A 19673-nucleotide genomic window follows, 5' to 3' on the forward strand; every position below is an offset into this window, starting at 1 on the left:
CTATGTACTCTTAGATGAACCGCTCGGTGTCGTAAAGTGACCCGAGCGTCAGTCGACGAGATGCGTCGCGCGCGTTCCGGCCCGGGGTGATGGATGAAGGACGACGACGGCGCGAAGGCGAGCGTGCGCCTGCTCTTCTCCGACCTGCTCGGGCTGGCCCACGGCCGGCTGCTCCCGCTCGACAAGGCCCAGGACGCGGTGCACCTGTGCATGACCTTGATGGCGCAGGCCTTCGACGGGCGCGACGACCTCGTGCCCGGCTACGGACTCGAGGTGGGTAGTCCGGATATGGAGGCGCGGCTCGACCAGAGCAGTGCCCTCGCCGGCTGGGACCCCACCTCGAGCGTCGCGATGGCCTCCCTCTGGCGGATGGACGGCGACAGGGACGCCTTCGAGCTGGATCCGCGCGGCGCGGCCCAACGGGCCGTCGCCGGCTGGCAGCAGCTGGGCTACGCGCCGGTGACCGGCTTCGAGATGGAGTTCTACCTGCTGCGGTCCCGCCCCAAGCGGCGGGTCAAGGCGGTCGACGTCCCCGCGCACCGTCCCTACGGGACCGGCCTCGGCGGCGACCCGACCGGCCTGGCCGAGCGGATCTTCGACCGGGCCCGGGCGGCCGGCCTGGACGTCGCCCACCTCAGCACGGAGTTCCACCCGGGCCAGGTCGAGGTGGTGCTGCAGCACACCGAGGCGATCCGGTCCGCCGACTCGGCGTTCCTGTTCCGCGAGCTCGCCCGCGAGGTCGCCTCCGCCGAGGGTGCCTGGTGCACGTTCCTGGGCAAGCCGATGACGCAGCGGGCGGGCAGCGGTCAGCACCTGAACCTCAGCGCCCTGGACGCGAACGGTCGCAACGCCTTTGCCGACCCGGACGGCCTGCACGGACTGTCGGACGTCGCCCGGCACGCCATCGCCGGCGTCATCGCGCACTACCCGGCCCTGTGCGCCATCGCGGCGCCCACGGTCAACGCGTACAAGCGGCTGCGCCCCGAGGCGATCGGCTACGTGGCCGACTGGGGGCTGGACAACCGTGCCGCGGCGGTGCGGGTCCCGGCCGAGCGCGGCCCGGCGACCCGCCTGGAGTACCGGGTCGCGGACGGCGCGGCCAGCCCGCACCTGATGACCGCGGCCCTCCTGTTCGCCGCCCTGCTCGGTGTGCAGCACGAGCTGGAGCTGCCGCCGGCCCGCCTGGGGCTGGCCCCCGGATCCGCCATCACCGCCCCGCAGAACCTCGACGAGGCGCTGGACGAGCTGGAGAAGGACGACGAGCTGACCGCCCTGCTCGGACCCGACCTGGTGCGGACCTTCGTCGGCCTCAAGCGCTGGGAGTGGACCCGCTGGTCCGAGGCGGTCACCGACTGGGAGATCCAGGCCTACGGCCGCCACTTCTGACCTCGCGCTCCTGCTGGCCTGAGCTCCGCACCACCACCCCGATCGACACCAAGGAGAGACACCCCATGCGACTCGCGAACGTTTCCGGCCGGGCGGCCGTTCTGGTGGGGGACAAGGTCCTCGACATCGAGACGGCCTCCGCCGGTGCGCTGTCGAGCGACCTCGTGGTGCTGTGCGACCTGGCCGTGCGCCCCGAGCTGCAGGCCCTGGTCGACGCCGCTGACCCCTCGGCCCTGCCGACGCTCGACCCGGCCACCCTCGGCGCACCCGTGACCCGGCCGTCGAAGGTCGTCGCGTTGGCGATCAACTACGCCAAGCACGCCCAGGAGTCGAACCGCGACCTGCCGTCCGAGCCGCACGTGATGGTGAAGTTCCCCAGCTCGATCGTCGGACCGTACGACGAGATCGTGGTGCCGGCGGGTCGCGACCAGGTCGACTACGAGACGGAGATCGTGATCGCGATCGGTCGCCGGTTCACCGCGATCAGCGAGGAAGACGCCTGGGACGTCGTGGCCGGGGTCACCGGCGGGCAGGACGTCTCCGACCGCGGTGAGCAGTTCCGGCCGCCGGTCAAGCAGTTCTCGATGGCCAAGTCCTACGACACCTTCTCGCCGATCGGTCCGGTCCTGGTCACCACCGACGAGCTCACCGACCGCGACGACCTCGAGCTGACGGGGTGGTTGAACGGGGAGCAGATGCAGTCCGCGCGCACCAGCGACTTCATCTTCTCCATCCCCCGCATGCTGGCCTGGCTCTCGCGGTTCGTGACGTTCGAGGTCGGTGACCTGATCTACACGGGCACCCCTGGCGGCGTCGGCGAGGCCCAGCAGCCTCCGCGCTACCTACGGGCCGGGGACGTGGTGGAGACCGAGATCAGCCAGGTCGGCCGGATGCGCAACCCGGTCGTCGAGCGCTGAGCGCGGTCAGGGAGAGGAGACCCCATGCGCATCGTGACCTCGGTCCAGCCGACCAGCGTCTACGGCGGGAACTTCACCGGCGACGTCCGGCTCAGCATGCTCAGTGCGGCCGCGGAGGCGGACCGGCCCGACGTCGCCATGGTCAGCTTCGACCAGGGCGCCGTGACCTGCTGGCACGAGCACCCGGGCGGACAGCTGATCTGGGTCGTCAGCGGGCTCGCCGTCGTCGGCACCGATGAGCACAGCGAGGTCCTGCAGCCGGGCAGCCTCGTCGAGGCGCCGGCGGGCGAGCGGCACTGGCACGGTGCGGCAGCCGGCGAGGACGCCGTCCTCCTGTGCTTCACCTGGGGCACGACCTCCTGGACCGACGCCGTGCCCGAGCGCTCGATCTAGCCGCAGCCCGGCCGCTCAGCCAGCTGCGGAGCGCACGGGCTGCGTCACGACGATGATGGGGCGATGAACGAATCGACCAGTGCAGCACTGCGGACCGCGCTCGCGTACTACGAGGCCTGGACCGGCCACGACTTCGACCGGGCCATGACCTTCATCGCCGACGACATCGTCTGCGACGCGCCAGCCGGTCAGATCGTTGGCGCAGAGGCGTTCCGGGCCTTCATGGGCCCGTTCTCGCAGCTGGTGACGGCGTCCTCGATCATCGCGGCGCTCGGGGACGACGAGACTGCCCTGCTCATGTACGACACCGCCACGAGACCGGTGCCGAACGCCCCCGGCGCCGAGCACCTCACGGTGGTGGACGGCGCGATCACGCACATCACCATCATCTTTGACCGGCAGCCGTTCACCGAGGCGCGGCAGCGCGCAGGGTCCTGAGGATCTCGTCCCAGCGCGTGACCAGCGTGGCCAGGTGCGTCGTCCGCGCGTGGACGACGAGCGTCGATCCCGCGATGTGCTCGGCCAGCCAACGGCCGTTGCGCGGCGGCGCATTGTCGTCGAGGTCGCCGTACCAGAGCCACGTCGGGCACTGCACCAGCTCGGGCCGGAGCTCCCACGCGCGGAACGCGATCGCGCCGTCGTGCAGGTAGCCCGCGGTCTGGGCCAGCGCCTCGCGGGCCGACGCGGCGACCTCCGCGGCCGGGCGGGCGGCGACCAGGACGGCGTCCGCCGGTGGCAGGGGTGCCGTCCACCTGGCGGCCAGCGCAGCATCGTCCGGGTCGCGCGGGTCGACCGTCGCGACGTACGCCTCGAACTCCGGGCGCATCAGCTCGATCGCGTCGTCCACCGGCACCTGCGCCAGCCGGCGGACGAACGCCTGCTGCTCCGGCGCCAGGTCGTCCCGGTGCCAGGGCGGATCGAGCTCCGGGACGACGGCTGGCGTGGCGATCGCGCCGGCCGCGAGCACCCGCTCGGGATGGCGAGCCGCGCACGCCAACGCGTACTGTCCGCCGATCGACATGCCCAGGACGGCGAAGCCTGCGATCCCGAGCAGGTCGGCCACGGCGACCGTGTCGTCTGCGACCGACGCGTGCCCGGACGGGTGGCCGGGCGCGGTCGCCGTCGAGAGCCCGTAGCCGGGACGGTTCACGGCGACGAGCCGGACGCCGGCCCGTTGCGCCGCTTCGGCGCCGGACCAGGCCGCGCGACGGGTGTCCGGGCAGCCGTGGAAGAACAGCACCGGCAGGCCGTCCGGGTCGCCGCCCTGCCAGAGCTGCGCCGTCCGGCCGTCGGGGAGCAGCACCGTCTCGCCGTCCGGTGCACTGGCCACCTGACCGTCCACCTGACTGTCCACCGCGGCATCCTCCTACGCGGGAGCGTCCGGGTCGCGGGCGAGGTGATCGAGCAGGACGCGCACGGGCGGCCACTGCTCGCGCCCGCGCCGGGTCACCGCGTACACGCGCATCGTCACGGCCGGGTCGGTCAGCGGGAGGACGCGTACGCCGCGGCGGGTGGCGCGCCCGCGGGGCAGCAACCCGATGCCGTGGCCCGCCACGATGAGGTCCTCGACCATCTCCAGGCTGTCGATGCGGTGCGCGACCCGGGGGGTGAAGCCGGCCATCGACGCCAGGGTGCGGAGCACCTCCTCGTCCGCGGTGTTGCGGGAGTTCACGATCCAGTCGTGGTCGGCGTAGGTCGAGAACGGTTGCCGCCGGGCGGGCGACGGCACGGCCAGGCCCCACTGGAGGGTCCACAGCGGGCGAGCGGTCAGGTCGTTCCGTAGCGCCACCGGTGCGAGGTTGTAGTCGTAGACGAGCGCGACGTCGACGTCGTCGCGGCCCAGCAGCTCGAGCGCCTCCAGCGGCTCGTACTCGCTCATCCGGACGTCGACCCCGGGGTGGGTCGTGGCCAGCTCGACGATCGCCGGCAGCAGGGACCGCCTGATCGCGGTCGCGAAGCCGGCGACCCGGACGGCGCCCTCGGGCTCACTGGCCGGGTCGAGGTCGCGGCGCGCCGCCTCGACGGCCGCGAGGATCGTCACCGCGTGGTCGGCGAGCCGCCGCCCGGCCGGTGTGAGGCGCACGCGCCGGCCGTCCGGCTCGACCAGCGCCGTGCCGACCTCCGTCGCCAGTGCCGCGATCTGCTGGGAGACGCTGGACGTGGTCAGGTCGAGCTCGTCCGCGACCTCGCGCATCGAGTCCAGCCGCGAGAGCTCGAGCAGCACCCGCAGGCGCCGGAGGTTCAGGTCGAGAACGTTCATGATTCGTGAACGGTACATCCAGGAAACTCGCGTGGACGTGAACGGTGGCGTCGCGTTCACTGGGTCCATGACCGCGCTCGAGACCAGCACCAGCAGACCGGCGACGACGACCGCCCGCTCGTCGGCCCGGACCGGCGCCGGGATGGCGGTCACCTCGATGCTCTGCGTCCAGCTCGGGCTCGCCGCGTCGGTGCCGCTGATCGACGTGGTCGGCACGCAGGGGGCGGCGTGGCTGCGGCTGTCGTGGGCCGGCGTGCTGTTCCTGGTCATCGTGCGTCCGCGGTTCACGAGCTTCTCCCGCTCGGCCCTGCGCGCCGGCATCGCCCTCGGCGTGGTCACCGCCGGTCTCACGATGCTCTTCATGGCCGCGATCGCGCGGCTGCCGCTGGGCACCGCCAGCGCCCTGGAGTTCCTCGGACCGCTCGGCGTCGCGGCGTGGCGCAGCCGCGGAGCCGGCCGCGCGTGGGCCCTGCTGGCCGGCGTCGGCGTCGTCCTGCTGACCCAGCCCTGGACGGGCGAGGCCGACCTGGTGGGCGTCGCCTTCGCGCTCGGCGCGGCGGCCTGTTGGGCGGCCTACATCCTGCTCACCCAGCGGGTGGGCGACGAGGTCACCGGCATCGCGGGACTGTCGATCTCGATGCCCGTCGCGGCGCTGGTGGCGACCGTGGTCGCCGGCCCCGGCGTCCTGCCCCACCTGACGCCGCAGGTGCTCGCGCTCGGCCTCGGCCTGGCGGTCCTGCTGCCCGTGGTGCCGTTCACCCTCGAGCTGTTGGCGTTGCGGCGCCTCACCACCGCCGCGTTCGGGACCCTGATGAGCCTCGAACCCGCGATCGCCGCGGTCATCGGCTTCCTCGTGCTGCGGCAGGCCCTGGACCTCCTGGCCGTCGCCGGCATCGCCCTCGTCGTCGCCGCCGGTATCGGGGCCGAACGCGGCGGCGCCCGGGCGGGACACGTCTGACGGTTCGCCCGGCCAGGGTTCACCGACCCGACGAGTTCCGTGCACGCCCCGTCCACGTTGTGCGGCCAGCATCGGGCCGGAGCGTGCCAGCGGGGCGCGCAGGTCGGAGGACTCGATGTCGTTGCGCGCCCGTCACCTCGCGCTGGTGCTGGTCCCCGTCACTGCGGCGGCGCTCGGGGCCGTGCCGGCCGCGGCGGTCTCACCGAAGGCACCGACCGGCCCCACCGCCCGAGCTGACGGGTACGTCGCGTTCGGCGGTCGCACCCTGACCCTGCCCGCGGCCCTCGGGGTGACGGCCAACGACCGGGTCGGCGCCGGCGGTGCGCGAACCGTCGTCCAGCACACCGACCCCGCGCACGGCAGCCTCGCGCTCGCCGCCGACGGCTCCCTGCGCTACCGCCCGGCGGCCGGGTTCCACGGCCGAGACACGTTCTCGTACACCATGACCGACGCGGTCAGCCTCTACCCCACCCACCTGCCGGCGCTCGCCACCATCGACGGGACGACGCTCAGCGGCGGCGCGTACGGGTCCGGCCTCACCCCGGTACCCGGCGTCCGGAACGAGTTCTACGGTCTCACCGACCGCGGCCCGAACGTGGACGGCCCCGGCGGGGTGAAGGTCGAGCCGCTGCCGTCGTTCACCCCGGCCATCGGCCGGTTCCGGCTGGTCTCCGACGCGCTCGGCACCCGTGCCCAGCTCGTCCGCAGCATCACGCTCAAGGCGGCGGACGGCAGCCCGTACAACGGCCAGGTGAACGCGCTGGCCAACACCGGCGAGACGATCCTGGACCGGGACGGGGCGGTCCTTCCCGCGTCGGCCAACGGCTACGACCCCGAGGGCCTGGTCGCGCTGCGGGACGGCACGTTCTGGGTCTCGGACGAGTACGGGCCGTTCATCACCCACGTCGACGCGAACGGCCGGGCGATCGAACGCCTCTCGCCGTACGACGGGTCGCTGCCCCGCGAGCTCGCGAACCGGGTGCCCAACAAGGGCATGGAGGGTCTGACGATCACCCCGGACGGGCGCACGCTCGTCGGCATTATGCAGAACGCCCTGCAGGCGCCGGACGTGACGGGCAAGACCGGCTCCTACCCGGTCATCCGGATCGTCACCGTCGACCTGCGCACCCGCGCCCAGCACGAGTACGTCTACCTGCTGGATGACCCGCAGACCACCAACTCCGGGGTCAGCGAGATCACGGCGCTCAGTGCCACGACGTTCCTGGTCGACGAGCGCGACGGACTGCTGGAGCCCGGCGCCTACAAGAAGCTGTGGAAGATCGACCTCGCCGGTGCGACGGACGTCGGGCCGGCCACGACCGCGGGGACGTACGACGTCGCCGAGGGCGGTCTGGTTGCGGGCGGCGGCTCGCTGGAGAAGCTCGTCGGCAAGGCCACCACCGCTGCGGCCCAGGAGACCCTGGCCGGCGTCGGGGTCACGCCGGTCCGCAAGACCCCCGGGCTGGACCTCGGCGCCCTGGTGAGCGGGCTCGACCCGTCCGGCGGCTTCTTCGGCCACGACAAGGTCGAGGGCGTCACCACCGTCGACGGCGGCCGCACGCTGGTGATCAGCAACGACAGCGACTTCGGCATCGACGCCGTCACCACGGACGCGCCGCCGTTCGGGCTGCACGCCAAGGTGTTGCCGAACGGCACCCAGGACGACGGGGAGTACCTCGCGGTCGACACGACGCGGCTGGTCGGTGGCGCCGCGCGCACGAGCACCGCGACCGTGACGATCTACGTCCCGTAGCGGCGGTCAGGGCTTCTTGGCGGGGTGCTTCGGCGGCTTCGGCGCTTTGGCCTTGTGGGGCTTGGCCGCGGGCTTGGGTGCGGGCTTGACCTTGGTCGTGGTCGACGCGTTGGTGGCGCGGGTCCGCGTCGCCGTCGGGGAGGGGCTGTGCGTCGTCCGCGTGGAGGTGGCCGCTGCCGGACGCGGGCTGGCGGAGACGGTCGGTCGGTCGACGCTGGCGGCGGGGTCGTTGCCGCCGAGCCCGACCGCCACGGCGACGACACCGGCGACGGCGACCGTCGCGGCACCGACCAGCGCCGCCGGCCGTCGCGACCGCCCACCCGCGGGCGCGGGCTCCGTGACGATCGGCGGAAGGACGGCAGTAGGCGGTGGCAGGACCGGCGCCTGGTCCGTGGACGACGTCCACGCCGCGATCTCGGCCGCCGATGGCCGCATGGCGGGGTCCTTGGCGAGGAGCCGGAGGGTCAGCGCCTCGACCGGGGAGCCCATCAGCTCGGGGAGGACCTGGCCAGGACGCACCGGTACGGCCTGCACGTGCTGGTAGGCCACCCCGGCCGGGCTGTCGGCCCGGAACGGCGTCACCCCGGTCACGAGCTGGTAGAGCACGCACCCCAGCGAGTAGACGTCGGACGCCGACGTCGCCGGGCCACCCTGCGCCCGCTCGGGTGCGAGGTAGTGGCTGGTGCCGAGGATCTCCCCGGTGGACGTCAACGCGAGGGCCGGGTCGTCGACGAGTCGCGCGATCCCGAAGTCGGCGACCTTGACGGTGCCGTCGGCCGCCAGCAGGAGGTTCCCCGGCTTGACGTCCCGATGGATCACGCCCTGCGCGTGCGCGGCCGCCAGCCCAGCGGCAGCCTGCGCCACCACGGTCATCGCCCGCTCCGGCGCCATGGCGCCGTTGAGGGCCGTCTCACGGGCCAGGTCGTGCCCGGCGACCAGCTCCATCACCAGGAACCCGTGGTCACCGGACGTGCCGAAGTCGTGCACCGTCACGACGTTCGGGTGGCTCAGTCGCGCGGCCGCCTGCGCCTCGACGCGGAACCGACCTGCTGCCTGCTCGCCATCACCCGTGCGCAGCATCAGCTTGACCGCGACGGTTCGTCCCAGCACGGCGTCCGTCGCCGACCAGACCTCGCCCATGGCGCCTCGGCCCAGGCGTTCTACCAGCAGGTAGCGGTCGGCCAGCAGTTCCGTCACCCGGTCATGGTGCTGGGGACCGTCCGGGATCGCCAGTTGGATCAAGCAAGCCCGCTCGCGGGCCACGCGCTCACCAGATAGCGGGATATCGGGGCTCAAAGAGGCCGTTTGACGCCGGATAGCGGGACATCTGGGGTGCGCGGCGGGCCTACGAGGCGAGGTAGACGGTGCTGGCGGAGGGCTCGCGGGTGTAGAAGTTCGGGAACTCAACGACGTCCGCGCGCGCCTGACCGAACACCTTGCGCAGGGTGGCGAGGAAGTCCACGTCCGGCGCGCCGTCCGCCCACAGGCCGAAGATGCCGCCCGGGCGCAGCAGCTCCACCAGCCGGCCGAGGCCGTCGCGGGTGTAGAACGCCGCGTGGCTGGGGTGCAGGACGTGCCGGGGCGAGTGGTCGACGTCGAGCAGGACGACGTCCCACTGGCGACCCGGAACGGCTGGGTCGAAGCCGGTGCCCGACGCGACCAGGGCGAAGAAGTCGGCGTGCAGCAACGTGGTCCGCGGGTCGGCGTCCAGCTCGGCGCCGCCGGGTACCAGGTCGCGCACGTGCCAGTCGATGACGTCGGGCAGTGCCTCGACGACCGTCAGCGCGCTCACGCGGGGGTCTTCGAGCGCCGCCCGCGCGGTGTAGCCCAGTCCGAGCCCACCGACCACGACGTCCAGGCTCCGGTCGGACGCCTCGCCGAGCCCACGACGCGCCAGCTCGACCTCGGCCACGGTGAACAGGCTCGACATGAGGAACTCGTCCCCGAGCTTGACCTCGTACACGTCCACGCCCAGCGACGGCTCGACCCGTCGGCGCAGGCTGATCGCGCCCATCGCGGTCTCCCGCCAGGCCAGCTCCTCGAACCGCGCGCTCACCCTCAGGCTCCCGTCTGCCACCCCCAGTAGGCCACGCCGCTCCCGCCCACGCACGACAGTCGCCGCACTAGGGTCGTGGCGAGCACACCTCCCCTCCCCAACGACGAGGAGCGCGCCATGGACTGGACCCTCGAAGTCGTCCTCCTGCCGGTGAGCGACATCGACCGCGCGGTGGCCTTCTACCGCGACCAGGTCGGGTTCCACCTCGACCACGACACCACGAACGAGCACATGCACGTCGTCCAGCTCACCCCGCCCGGCTCAGGTTGCTCGATCGTGATCGGCGACCTGCCCAGCCAGACCGAGATGGCACCCGGGTCGATGCGCGGGCTGCAGCTCGTGGTGTCCGATGCGCAGGCTGCCCGCCAGCACCTGGTGGACCACGGCGTCGAGGCCAGCGAGATCACGGTGTTCGACGAGCGGGACGGTGGCACGTTCTTCGGCTTCGCCGACCCGGACGGCAACACGTGGGCCGTGCAGCAGCTCAAGGTGCGCGCGGACAAGCCGCTGATCCCGCTGGACGCACGCGGTCGCTTCGGGGAGTAGAGCCGGACAAATCGGCGGGGCTCGAACACGTGTTCGATTGTCTGCCATGCTGGGTCGATGGCCGCGACGCCCCTCCCCCGTCGAGGACCCTCCCTCGACGAGCGGTCCCGGGCGACCGGCATCGGCACCGGTCAGCCGGCTCCGGCGAGGTGGTCCCCGCGACACTGCTGGGTCGAGGGTCACCACGGCTGGCCCGGTCGCTGGCCGGGCGTGATCCTGGAGTGGCGCCAGCTGGACGAGGGCTGGCAGGGCCGGGTGGCCTTCGTCCTCGTACTGGGGCGTGAGGTGTGCCTGGTCGAGTCCTGGTTGGACGCCGACGTGCTGAGACCCACGGCAGGATGAGCCCGTGAACCTTCCCCTCGGGAGCGGCCCGCTGGCCGGCGTCCGCGTCGTCGAGCTCGGCGGCATCGGACCCGGCCCCTTCTGCGGCATGCTGCTCGCCGACCTCGGGGCCGACGTGATCCGGCTCGAACGACCGGCGGACGTCGGAAGGGCGAGCGAGCACCCGGTGGTGCACCGCGGGCGGCGATCAGTGGCGCTCGACCTCAAGTCGGAGGACGGGATCGCCGCTGCGCTCCGGGTCGTGGACACTGCCGACGCGCTGATCGAAGGCTTCAGACCCGGTGTGGCGGAACGAATCGGGCTCGGACCCGACGTGTGCCTGGCCCGCAACCCGCGGCTCGTGTACGGCCGGATGACCGGCTGGGGCCAGGACGGACCGCTCGCCCAGCAGCCGGGCCACGACATCAACTACATCGCCCTCGCTGGCCTGCTCGGCGCCCTCGGCCACCCCGACCGGGAGCCGCTCCCTCCGCTGAACCTGGTGGGAGACATGGGCGGTGGCGGGCTCCTGCTCGCGCTCGGCCTGGTCGCCGGCGTTCTCAGCGCCCGGACGACGGGGGTCGGGCAGGTCGTGGACGCCGCCATGACGGACGGCACGGCGATCCAGCTCGCGCTGGTGCACGGGCTGCTCGCTCGCGGGCTGTGGGCGGACCAGCGCGGCGGCAACCTGTTCGACGGGTCCGCGCCGTTCTACCGGACCTACCGCTGCGCCGACGGCGGCTTCGTCGCGGTCGGTGCCATCGAGGCGCCGTTCTACGCGGCGCTGCTGGCCGGGTTGGGCCTGCAGGACGACCCGCTGTTCGCCACCCAGTTCGACACCTCGGCCTGGCCCGAGATGTCGGCGCGTCTCGCCGATGGGTTCAGCACCCGAGCCCGCGACGACTGGGCCGCCCACTTCGGCGACCTCCCGGCCTGCGTCACGCCGGTGCTGTCGTTCGCCGAGGCCGCCGACCACCCGCACCACCTGGCCCGTGGCACCTTCACGGAGCAGCACGGCTACCTCGAGGCCGCCCCGGCCCCGCGCTTCTCGGTCACACCCGCCGGCCCGGTCGCCGCGCCACCGGCGATCGGCGAGCACACCGTCGAGGTGCTGCGCGAGGCCGGGCTCGACGACGATTCGATCGCGCGTGCCACCCGTGCCTACCCTCGTCGGTGATGAAGCCCTCCCGCACCACGTCCTGCGCCGCCGTCCTCGCCGTCCTGCTGGGCACCGTCGCGTGCTCGCACCGAGCGCCCACCCCGGCCGCACCGTCCCCGTCGGTGACGACGTCCGCGCCCAGCCCGCCGGCGAGTGCGCCCCCGCTCGTGGCACCGCTCACCGGCCGGCCCGTGCACGCGGTCGCCCAGCGGCCGGCGCTGACCGTGAAGATCGAGAACAGCACGGCGGCCCGCCCGCAGTCCGGCCTGGACCAGGCGGACCTCGTCGTCGAGGAGCTCGTCGAGGGCGGGATCACCCGGTTCGCCGCGATGTTCCAGACCGCCGACCCGGGCACGGTGGGCCCGGTGCGGTCCGTGCGCAACGTCGACACGTCGATCGCGTCGCCGACCCGCGGGCTGCTGGCCTTCTCGGGCGGCGCCGGCGTGGTGCTCAAGGTGGTCCGCAAGGCGCCGTTGCAGCTGCTCTCCGGCGGTGCCGGGTTCCGTCGCTCGGGCGCGCGGTCGGCCCCGCACAACCTGTACGCCAAGGCCGGCACCTTGTGGGGGCGGGCGAACGCCGCGCACCGAGCCCCGCCGAAGCCGTACCTCCCCTGGGCGCCCGATGCGACCCGCGCTGGCACGGCCACAGCCCCGGGCAACCAAGCCGCCAGCCAGGCGCAGCTGACCTTCTCGAGCGGCGAGCGGCCGCGCTGGACGTATCAGGCCTCCACCCGGACGTGGCTGCGCAGCGAGGGCAGCAAGCCGGCGAAGGTCGCCTCCGGCCGGCGGCTGGCCGCTGACAACGTCCTCGTGCTGCGGGTGCGCACCCGGGACGCCGGCTACCGCGACCCGGCCGGTAACGACGTGCCCGAGTCGGTGCTGACCGGGTCCGGCCGGCTCACGGTGCTCAGCGCGGGGCGACAGGTCTCCGGCACCTGGCACAAGGCCGGTCGGGACGCCCGTTTCACCTTCACCGACACGGCCGGCCGGCCCTTGCTCGTCGCGCCTGGGCGGACCTGGATCGAGCTCGTGCCGTCGACCGGCGCCGTCCGGATCTCCTGAGCCTGCGGATCGGGTACGCCCCGTCTGGTGCGGCAGGGGGTCTGGACGCCGCCGCTCGACTCCAGTTGAGTAGGCGCATCCGCGCCGCGCACCCGGGGAGCCCACCATGTCCACGATCACGCCGGGCTTCTTCGGGCGCCGACGCCGCTCGGACGACGACCTGCCGCCCGGCCAGTACCTGACCGAAGACTTCCCGGTGCTCACCGCCGGGCCGACGCAGCACGTGCCGACACCGGAGTGGCAGTTCACCGTCACCACCGAGACCGGCCAGCGGCAGACCTGGGACTGGGCGCAGCTGATGGCGTTGCCGCAGGAGGACGTCACGGTCGACCTGCACTGCGTGACGCGGTGGTCGAAGCTGGCGACCCGCTGGCGCGGGGTGTCCGTGGACACGCTGCTCGCGGACGTCGACACCGACGCGAGCTTCGCGCTCGTCGGCTCGTACGGCGGCTACACGACGAACCTGCCGCTGGACGACCTGCTCGAGGGGCAGGCCTGGGTGGCCCACCGGTTCGACGACGACGACCTCGACGCCGAGCACGGCGGCCCTGCCCGGCTGCTCGTGCCGCACCTGTACCTCTGGAAGAGCGCCAAGTGGGTCACCAGCATCACGCTCTCGGACGCCGAGGAGCTGGGGTTCTGGGAGAGCGCTGGCTACCACAACTACGGTGACCCCTGGCGCGAACAGCGGTACTGGGAGTGAGCGGCTGGCAGCGCGCGACGGTCGTCGGGGCGCGGGCCGAGACCGCGTCCGCGCGCACCTTGCGGCTGCAGGTCGAGGGATGGCCGGGACACCTTCCCGGCCAGCACGTCGACGTCCGGCTCACCGCCCCGGACGGTTACACCGCAACGCGTTCGTACTCGATCGCGTCGGCCTTCGACGGCGCCGCAGGCGGCGACGAGATCGAGATCTCGGTCGAGGAGGTGGCGGACGGCGAGGTGTCGCCGTACCTCGTGCAGGTCGCCGCGGTCGGGGACGCCGTCGAGGTGCGCGGGCCGCTCGGCGGCTGGTTCGTCTGGCGGGCCGCGCAGCCGGAACCGTTGCAGCTCATCGGTGGTGGCTCCGGCGTCGTCCCCCTGATGTCGATGGTGCGCGGGCACGAGCTGGCCGGCGCCCGCGCCCCGGTGCGGCTGCTCTACTCGGTGCGCGACCCGGCCTCCGTCTACTACCGCGACGAGCTGACCCGGCGCGCCGCCGAGCAGCCCGGCCTGCAGGTGGACTTCGCGTACACCCGGACCGCCCCGCCGTCCTGGGACGGGGTGGTCGGCCGGCTGGACGGCGCCCGGCTGTCCCGCTGGACCTGGCCGGTGGACGCCGAGCCGACCACGTACGTCTGCGGCCCCACGGGTTTCGTCGAGGCGGTAGCGGACGAGCTCGTGCGGGCCGGCTACGACCCGCGGCGGATCCGCACGGAACGGTTCGGCCCCAGCGGCTCCTAGGCCAGCGCCGGGTCCTAGGCCAGCGCCGGGTCCGTGCGGAAGGTGAGGCGGCTCAGGCCGCTCAGGTCCAGCCAGCGCGCGTGCGGCGCGGTGACCAGCTTGAGGACCGCCTCGCCGCAGCCGCGGCAGCGCATCACCGTGCCCGGCGCCTGGGTGTAGACCCGGGTCTCCGCCATCGGGGCCTCGTGACCGCAGTGCGCGCACTCGCCCATCGCGGCGGTGACGTCGACGGCGAACAGCTCGAGCAGGTCGCCCGCCACCGCGTTGCCGTCCACGTAGTGGTCCTCCACCTGCATGGCGTCCTCCGATGCGCGTAGGTTCGCAGCCCAGGGTGCCGTGCCGCGCGCTGCACCGCTAGACCCGATCTGTCCGCAGTGCGGGAGGTGCCCGTGTCCCAGCAGCGTCCGGCCGTCGTCGCGCAGCTGTCCGTCCGGCGCGGCCGGGAGGCCGTCGACTTCTACCGGGCGGCGTTCGGGGCCGTCGAGGTCTACCGGGTCGGCGGCACGGACGACGACCCCGAGCTGGTCTCTCAGCTGCAGATCGCCGGCACGACGTTCTGGGTGGCGGACGAGTCACCGGCGCACGGCAACCCCAGCCCCGAGACCGTCGGTGGCTGCACCACGCGGCTGCTGCTCGTCGTCGACGACCCGGACGCGGTGGTGACGCAGGCGGTCGGGGCCGGTGCCCGCGAGGTCCAGCCCGTCACCGAGGACTACGGCTGGCGGCTGGGTCGCATCGAGGACCCGTTCGGCCACCACTGGGAGGTCGGGCACCCACTCGGAGCCTGGCCGCCGACGTCCGGGCCGCACTAGAGGTCGGTCTTGGCCTCCACCCGGCCGGACGCGACGGCCTGCGCCAGCGCGGCGTGGTCGAGGGCGTTCTGCTCCGCGTAGGTCACGGAGAAGTCGGCGACCGCCTCCTCGAAGTGTGACTTCGAGCCCAGGTAGGCGGCGATCGCCACCCGGTCGCCGGAGCGGGCGTGGGCGCGGGCCAGCGTCTGCGCGCACAGCCTCCCGTAGTAGGTCATCGTGCGCGGCTCCATGATCTCGACGACGGCCGAGCCCTTGCCGTCGCGGAGCTGGCGCACGTAGAAGTCACGCTCGGTGCCCTCCGGCCCGGTACCGCTCTGCCAGCCCAGGAAGATGTCGCTGGCCGCCTGCATCAGGTGCTGGCCGCGCACCACGCGCTCCCCGTGGTTGTGCACGGACGGGATGTCGACGAAGTCCGCGAGGACCGACGGCTGGGCCTCCTTCGCCTGCAGGAACAGTGGGTCGCCGCTGTCGACTCCCTCGAACAGCAGGATCCAGGCGCGGGTGCCGACGCTGCCCACGCCGACGACCTTGCGGGCCACCTGGACCAGCCGGAACTGCTCCAGCAGGTGCTGGCGGTCGGACTGCAACGTCGTCCGGTAGGAGCGCACGAGGTCGCGCAGGGTCGCGTAGATGTAGTCCGACTCCTCGTGCGGCCACAGCTCCTCGACCGGGACCAGCAGCGGGGGTTGGCTGAGGATGCGGACCTGGCCGTCGACCGTCGTGGTCAGCTTGCCCAAGGCCTGCAGGCTGTTCTTGTTGCGGGCCTTCTTCAGGGCCGCCTCGGCCCGCGCGGTGACCTTGTCACCCAGGTGCTCGCCCAGCGTCCTGATGGCCTCCTCCATGTCGAGGTGGGTGTACCAGACGTCGAGGTTTCCCTGCCGCGCGAACGAGCGCATGGTCTCGCGGTAGGTGGCCGCCGCGGCCGCCGCGACCTTGCGCTGCTGCTTCGCCGAGAAGTCGTTGTTCTGGGCCGCCACGGTCAGGCTGGCGCACAGCCGCTTGATGTCCCACTCGAACGGGCCCGGGTGCGTCTCGTCGAAGTCGTTCAGGTCGAACACCAACCGCCGCTCCGGGGTGGCGAAGGCACCGAAGTTGCTCAGGTGGGCATCGCCGCAGAGCTGGACCGAGAGCCCCGAGCTCGGTGACCGGGACAGGTCACCCGCCATCAGCAGCGCCCCGCCGCGGTAGAAGGTGAACGGCGTGGCCAGCATCCGCCCGTACCGGATCGGCACCAGCTCAGGCACCCGCGTGGTGGCCTGCCCCTCGAGCACGTCGACCGGATCGGGCCGGCCCTGCGGGACGTAGTCCGCGTGCGAGTCCAGCGGGAGCCGCTCGCGGGCCGCCTTTCCGGCTGCGACCCGCTCATCACGGGTCAGGTGCGGGATGGAGTGAGCGTCCGTGGCTGTCATGGTGGCCTCCGCCTGTTGCTGGGCATTGCATCCCTGCGGAGGCGATCTTGGCAAGTGACCAGCCGCCGCTCGGCCCACGGGTTCGGTATCAGGAGCGACCATCGGGGGTCTTGTCAGGGTGACAGCGAAACGCACCAGGCCACCCAGCCGCACCGTGGTCGTCGCGACCGCCGGCTACGGCAAGACGACCGCGCTGGAGTCGGAGGCCCCCGCCGCCGGGCTGCGCCGGCAGGCGGTCGACCTGGTTGCCGGACCGCTGCCGGACGCGCCGTGGCTCGGGATCGACGACCTCGATGTGCTGTCCGCCGGCGACCGGCTGCTCCTGCTGGAGCGGCTGGCGGCCCTGCCCGACGACGTCGGGTTCACGTTGACTGCCCGGTGCCCGCTGGACGACGCGCTGCTGGCGACGTTGCCCGGCCCGGTGCTCGAACGCGGGCCGCAGGACCTCCGGCTGAGCACGTACCAGGTCGCCGGCCTGCTCGCTCAGGAGTACGGCGTCCAGGACCCGGCCGCGGCCGGACGCGTGCACGCCGCGACGGCGGGCTGGCCCATGCTGGTGCACTTCGCCGCGGACCTGGTCGCCCGGGAGCCGGACGCGGACGTCGTCACGGCGCTCGCCGCTCCGGGCACGGCCTCGGCTCGCTGGGTCACGGCCCAGGTGCTGGCCTACCTGGAGCCCGCCGTCCGCGACGCCCTGCGGGTCGCCGCCGCCCTCGGCCCGTTCACCGCCCGGCTGCTCGAGAACCTCTCGCCGCTGGGTTCGGCCGCCGCAGCGGCGGCCGTCGACCGGCTCTGCCGCAGCGGCGTTCTCGTCGCTCGGCAGCGGCCCGGCGGCCTGGGCCTGACGGTGGTGGTGCCGGTGGTGGCGCAGGTGCTGGCCGCTGCCACCCGCTCCGCGGTCGGCGCCGACAAGCTGGTGACCGCGGCGCGCAGCTACCAGGACGACGACCTGCCCTTCCCCGCAGCGCGCGCCTGGCAGCTCGCCGGCGATCTCGAGGCCGCTCGCCGGATGGTCGAGCAGCAGGGTGCGCAGATGCTCGCCGCCGGGCACGCGGCCGGGGTGGTCGCGCTCCTGGACGAGCTCGGTGCCACCGAGTCCACCCTGCTGCAGCGCACCCGGGCGGACGCGCTGCGGATGGTCGGCGACACCGCGGGCGCGCTGCGCGCGTACGCGCCGCTGGTGGAGCGCGCCGACCGCGACGGGTGGGACGCCGCACTGTCCGGCCAGGTCGCCGCCGTGCACTACGCCTGCGGGGAGCCCAGAGCGGCGCTGGTCGCGCTCGACCGGATCAGCGCCGACGCGGCGTCCGGTGACCGCGACGGCATCCTGTGGAGGGCCTGCCGGGCCCAGGTGCTCGCCACGCTCGGCCGGGACGACGAGGCCGTCACCGTTGCGGCACAAGCGGTTTCGGATGCCGAGGCGGGTGACGACAAGCACGCCGCCGCCGAGGCGCACTCGGCGATGGCCCGGGTCTGCCGCGGGTCCCAGAAGGAGGCGCATCTCGAACGAGCCCTGGACGCGGCGACCAGCGCCGGCGATGCCCTCGCCGCCATGCGGGTCCGCGTCAACCAGTCGTGCCTCGCCCTCGCCGCGGCCCGCTACGGGCAGGCCTGCACGGCCGCCCGGGAGGCGGTCCGGCTGGGTGAGCTCGGCAGCCCACCAGGGCGGTACGCGGTCGCGCTGCACAACCTCGGCGAGGCCCTGCTGCGGGTCGGCGAGTACGGCGAGGCGACGTGGCAGCTGCAGCGGTCGGTTGCCATGTTCCGCGGCCTCGGGCCGGGGCGCTGCGGCATGGGCCTCGTGGGCCTCGGCGAGGTCCACCGCGAGCTCGGGCACGACGAGCAGGCGCGGGCCGCGTACCTGGAGGCCGTCGACCTGGGCCGGGACAGCGGCGAGCTGCAGGTCCTGGTCCCTGCCCTCGCCGGCCTCGCCCGGCTGCGCGCGGCCGACGACCCCGACGAGGCGTACCGGCTCGCCGACGAGGCGGTCCGCGGCGCCTCGGCGAGCCAACGGCCGTTCGCGCACCTGGGGATGGGCTGGGTGCACCTCGTCCGCGGCGACCGTGCCGACGCCGCGATCTGGGCCGGCCGGGCGGTGGAGTCCGCCCGCGACGTCCACGCCCTCGACGTCCTGGCCGAGGCGCTCGAGCTCACCGCGGCTGCCACCGATGACCCCGCCCTCGCCCACCGTGCCCTGGGTGAGGCCCTGGCGATCTGGCGGGACGGCGGCGCCACCACCGCCGAGGCCCGCGTCGAGCTGCTGATCGGCTGGCAGCCGGCCGCCGACGGGGCGGACCGGTCCCGTGCCCGGGACGCCGCCCGCCGGCTGCAGCGGCTCGGCATCCTGCACGTGCACGGCCGGCCGGTCACCGACCAGGCGAGTGCGCACCAGGTGACGATCCAGGTGCTCGGCGGCTTCACCGTCGGCGTCGGCGGGGCGCCGGTGCCCTTCACCGCCTGGCGCTCGCGACAGGCCCGGACCCTGGTCAAGGTGCTAGCGGCGCGACGCGGGCGTCCGGTCAGCCGGGCGTCGCTGTGCGAGCTGCTCTGGCCCGACGACGACCCCGCGAAGACCGCGCACCGGCTCTCGGTGCTGCTGGCCACCGTGCGCGGGGTGCTCGACCCGGGACGGGACTGGCCGGCCGAGCACTACGTCGGCGCGGACCCGCAGGGGATCCGGCTCGACCTGGCGCACGTCGCGCTGGACGCGGACGCCCTCGTGCACGACGCCGATGCCGCTGCCGCGCTGATGGACGCCGGGGAGCGCGAGCGGGCTCGCGAGATCCTCACGGACGTGGACGGTCGGTACCGCGGCGGCGCCCTCGAGGACGAGCTGGGTGAGGAGTGGGCCGACGGCTTCCGCGAGGAGGTGCGCGCCGCGTGGCTGCGGTCGCTGCGCCGGCTGGCCTGGCTGCACGCCGGGCAGGGACGTCCGGCCGACGCGCAGGTGCTGCTCGTGCGCCTGCTGGACGCCGACCCGTACGACACCAACGTGCACCGGCTGCTGGTCACGACGCTCGTGCGCGGCGGCCGGCACGGGGAGGCGCGGCGGGCGTTCGCGCGCTGGGCCGAGGCGATGGACGCCGTGGACGCCCCGCCGCCGGACGACGCCGTGCTGGGCTCGAGCGGGCTGGGCTCAGGCGTTCTGACGCCACGATGACGGCGCGCTGACACCTTCGATCTCGCCGTACCGAAGCGGCTG

20 protein-coding genes are annotated in these 19673 nt (G+C 73.6%); 14 read left to right on the plus strand and 6 right to left on the minus strand.

Features of this window, described 5'->3' with window-relative positions; all coding sequences use genetic code 11:
* Nucleotides 1-93: 93 nt before the first annotated feature.
* From ABEB17_RS08775 to ABEB17_RS08790, 4 genes are all read left to right on the plus strand, one after another.
* On the plus strand, nucleotides 94-1386 hold the full coding sequence (locus tag ABEB17_RS08775; RefSeq protein WP_345716300.1) for a glutamine synthetase family protein: 1293 nt from the start codon (nucleotides 94-96) through the stop codon (nucleotides 1384-1386).
* A 65-nt stretch (nucleotides 1387-1451) separates the two neighbouring features.
* Nucleotides 1452-2303 carry a fumarylacetoacetate hydrolase family protein gene (locus ABEB17_RS08780; protein ID WP_345716301.1) on the plus strand — a complete coding sequence of 284 codons (852 nt, stop codon included), beginning with the start codon at nucleotides 1452-1454 and terminating at the stop codon, nucleotides 2301-2303.
* Between the two features lie 24 nt (nucleotides 2304-2327).
* A complete protein-coding gene (locus ABEB17_RS08785) occupies nucleotides 2328-2696 on the plus strand; it encodes a cupin domain-containing protein (protein ID WP_345716302.1) in 369 nt (122 codons plus the stop codon).
* Nucleotides 2697-2759: 63 nt separating this feature from the next.
* Nucleotides 2760-3134, plus strand: coding sequence for a nuclear transport factor 2 family protein (locus ABEB17_RS08790; protein ID WP_345716303.1), 375 nt, complete (start codon nucleotides 2760-2762; stop codon nucleotides 3132-3134).
* On the opposite strand, the gene ABEB17_RS08795 is transcribed toward ABEB17_RS08790, so the two are convergent.
* The gene (locus ABEB17_RS08795) at nucleotides 3103-4050 is read right to left on the minus strand and encodes an alpha/beta fold hydrolase (protein WP_345716304.1); all 948 of its coding nucleotides are present in this window, start codon (nucleotides 4048-4050) and stop codon (nucleotides 3103-3105) included. The two genes, ABEB17_RS08790 and ABEB17_RS08795, sit on opposite strands and share 32 nt — an antisense overlap.
* Before the next feature lie 12 nt (nucleotides 4051-4062).
* Nucleotides 4063-4941 carry a LysR family transcriptional regulator gene (locus ABEB17_RS08800; RefSeq protein WP_345716388.1) on the minus strand — a complete coding sequence of 293 codons (879 nt, stop codon included), beginning with the start codon at nucleotides 4939-4941 and terminating at the stop codon, nucleotides 4063-4065.
* 82 nt (nucleotides 4942-5023) lie between these two features.
* Here ABEB17_RS08800 and ABEB17_RS08805 point away from each other — a divergent pair, with 82 nt between their 5' ends.
* Both ABEB17_RS08805 and ABEB17_RS08810 read left to right on the plus strand, forming a co-directional pair.
* Nucleotides 5024-5914, plus strand: a complete 891-nt coding sequence (locus ABEB17_RS08805; RefSeq protein WP_345716305.1) for an EamA family transporter — start codon at nucleotides 5024-5026, stop codon at nucleotides 5912-5914.
* 115 nt (nucleotides 5915-6029) lie between these two features.
* Entirely contained in the window at nucleotides 6030-7667 is a 1638-nt protein-coding gene (locus ABEB17_RS08810; protein ID WP_345716306.1) for an esterase-like activity of phytase family protein, read from the plus strand.
* A 6-nt stretch (nucleotides 7668-7673) separates the two neighbouring features.
* Here the strand turns inward: ABEB17_RS08810 and ABEB17_RS08815 are convergent, their stop codons facing one another.
* A complete protein-coding gene (locus tag ABEB17_RS08815; protein ID WP_345716307.1) occupies nucleotides 7674-8864 on the minus strand; it encodes a serine/threonine-protein kinase in 1191 nt (396 codons plus the stop codon).
* 148 nt (nucleotides 8865-9012) lie between these two features.
* Entirely contained in the window at nucleotides 9013-9723 is a 711-nt protein-coding gene (locus tag ABEB17_RS08820) for a polyamine aminopropyltransferase (protein ID WP_345716308.1), read from the minus strand.
* 117 nt (nucleotides 9724-9840) lie between these two features.
* Between ABEB17_RS08820 and ABEB17_RS08825 the strand changes: the two genes are divergently transcribed.
* From ABEB17_RS08825 to ABEB17_RS08850, 6 genes are all read left to right on the plus strand, one after another.
* Nucleotides 9841-10269 carry a VOC family protein gene (locus ABEB17_RS08825; RefSeq protein ID WP_345716389.1) on the plus strand — a complete coding sequence of 143 codons (429 nt, stop codon included), beginning with the start codon at nucleotides 9841-9843 and terminating at the stop codon, nucleotides 10267-10269.
* A 57-nt stretch (nucleotides 10270-10326) separates the two neighbouring features.
* Entirely contained in the window at nucleotides 10327-10611 is a 285-nt protein-coding gene (locus ABEB17_RS08830) for a hypothetical protein (RefSeq protein ID WP_345716309.1), read from the plus strand.
* 4 nt (nucleotides 10612-10615) lie between these two features.
* Nucleotides 10616-11767, plus strand: a complete 1152-nt coding sequence (locus ABEB17_RS08835; RefSeq protein ID WP_345716310.1) for a CaiB/BaiF CoA transferase family protein — start codon at nucleotides 10616-10618, stop codon at nucleotides 11765-11767.
* The gene (locus tag ABEB17_RS08840) at nucleotides 11767-12810 is read left to right on the plus strand and encodes a DUF3048 domain-containing protein (RefSeq protein ID WP_345716311.1); all 1044 of its coding nucleotides are present in this window, start codon (nucleotides 11767-11769) and stop codon (nucleotides 12808-12810) included. The genes ABEB17_RS08835 and ABEB17_RS08840 overlap by 1 nt, the downstream gene beginning before the upstream one ends.
* A gap of 106 nt (nucleotides 12811-12916) precedes the next feature.
* Nucleotides 12917-13513: a molybdopterin-dependent oxidoreductase gene (locus tag ABEB17_RS08845; protein ID WP_345716312.1), complete on the plus strand. Its 597-nt coding sequence runs from the start codon at nucleotides 12917-12919 to the stop codon at nucleotides 13511-13513.
* A complete protein-coding gene (locus ABEB17_RS08850; RefSeq protein ID WP_345716313.1) occupies nucleotides 13510-14250 on the plus strand; it encodes a ferredoxin reductase in 741 nt (246 codons plus the stop codon). Before ABEB17_RS08845 ends, ABEB17_RS08850 begins: the two co-directional genes overlap by 4 nt.
* A gap of 14 nt (nucleotides 14251-14264) precedes the next feature.
* On the opposite strand, the gene ABEB17_RS08855 is transcribed toward ABEB17_RS08850, so the two are convergent.
* On the minus strand, nucleotides 14265-14546 hold the full coding sequence (locus ABEB17_RS08855) for a DUF6510 family protein (RefSeq protein ID WP_345716314.1): 282 nt from the start codon (nucleotides 14544-14546) through the stop codon (nucleotides 14265-14267).
* Between the two features lie 93 nt (nucleotides 14547-14639).
* Between ABEB17_RS08855 and ABEB17_RS08860 the strand changes: the two genes are divergently transcribed.
* Nucleotides 14640-15062, plus strand: coding sequence for a VOC family protein (locus tag ABEB17_RS08860; protein ID WP_345716315.1), 423 nt, complete (start codon nucleotides 14640-14642; stop codon nucleotides 15060-15062).
* On the opposite strand, the gene ABEB17_RS08865 is transcribed toward ABEB17_RS08860, so the two are convergent.
* The gene (locus ABEB17_RS08865) at nucleotides 15059-16471 is read right to left on the minus strand and encodes a DUF2252 domain-containing protein (protein WP_345716316.1); all 1413 of its coding nucleotides are present in this window, start codon (nucleotides 16469-16471) and stop codon (nucleotides 15059-15061) included. The genes ABEB17_RS08860 and ABEB17_RS08865 overlap by 4 nt on opposite strands.
* Nucleotides 16472-16589: 118 nt before the next feature.
* Between ABEB17_RS08865 and ABEB17_RS08870 the strand changes: the two genes are divergently transcribed.
* Nucleotides 16590-19631: an AfsR/SARP family transcriptional regulator gene (locus ABEB17_RS08870; RefSeq protein ID WP_345716317.1), complete on the plus strand. Its 3042-nt coding sequence runs from the start codon at nucleotides 16590-16592 to the stop codon at nucleotides 19629-19631.
* Nucleotides 19632-19673 lie beyond the last annotated feature (42 nt).

Source organism: Angustibacter luteus (assembly GCF_039541115.1).
GTDB lineage: Bacteria > Actinomycetota > Actinomycetes > Actinomycetales > Angustibacteraceae > Angustibacter > Angustibacter luteus.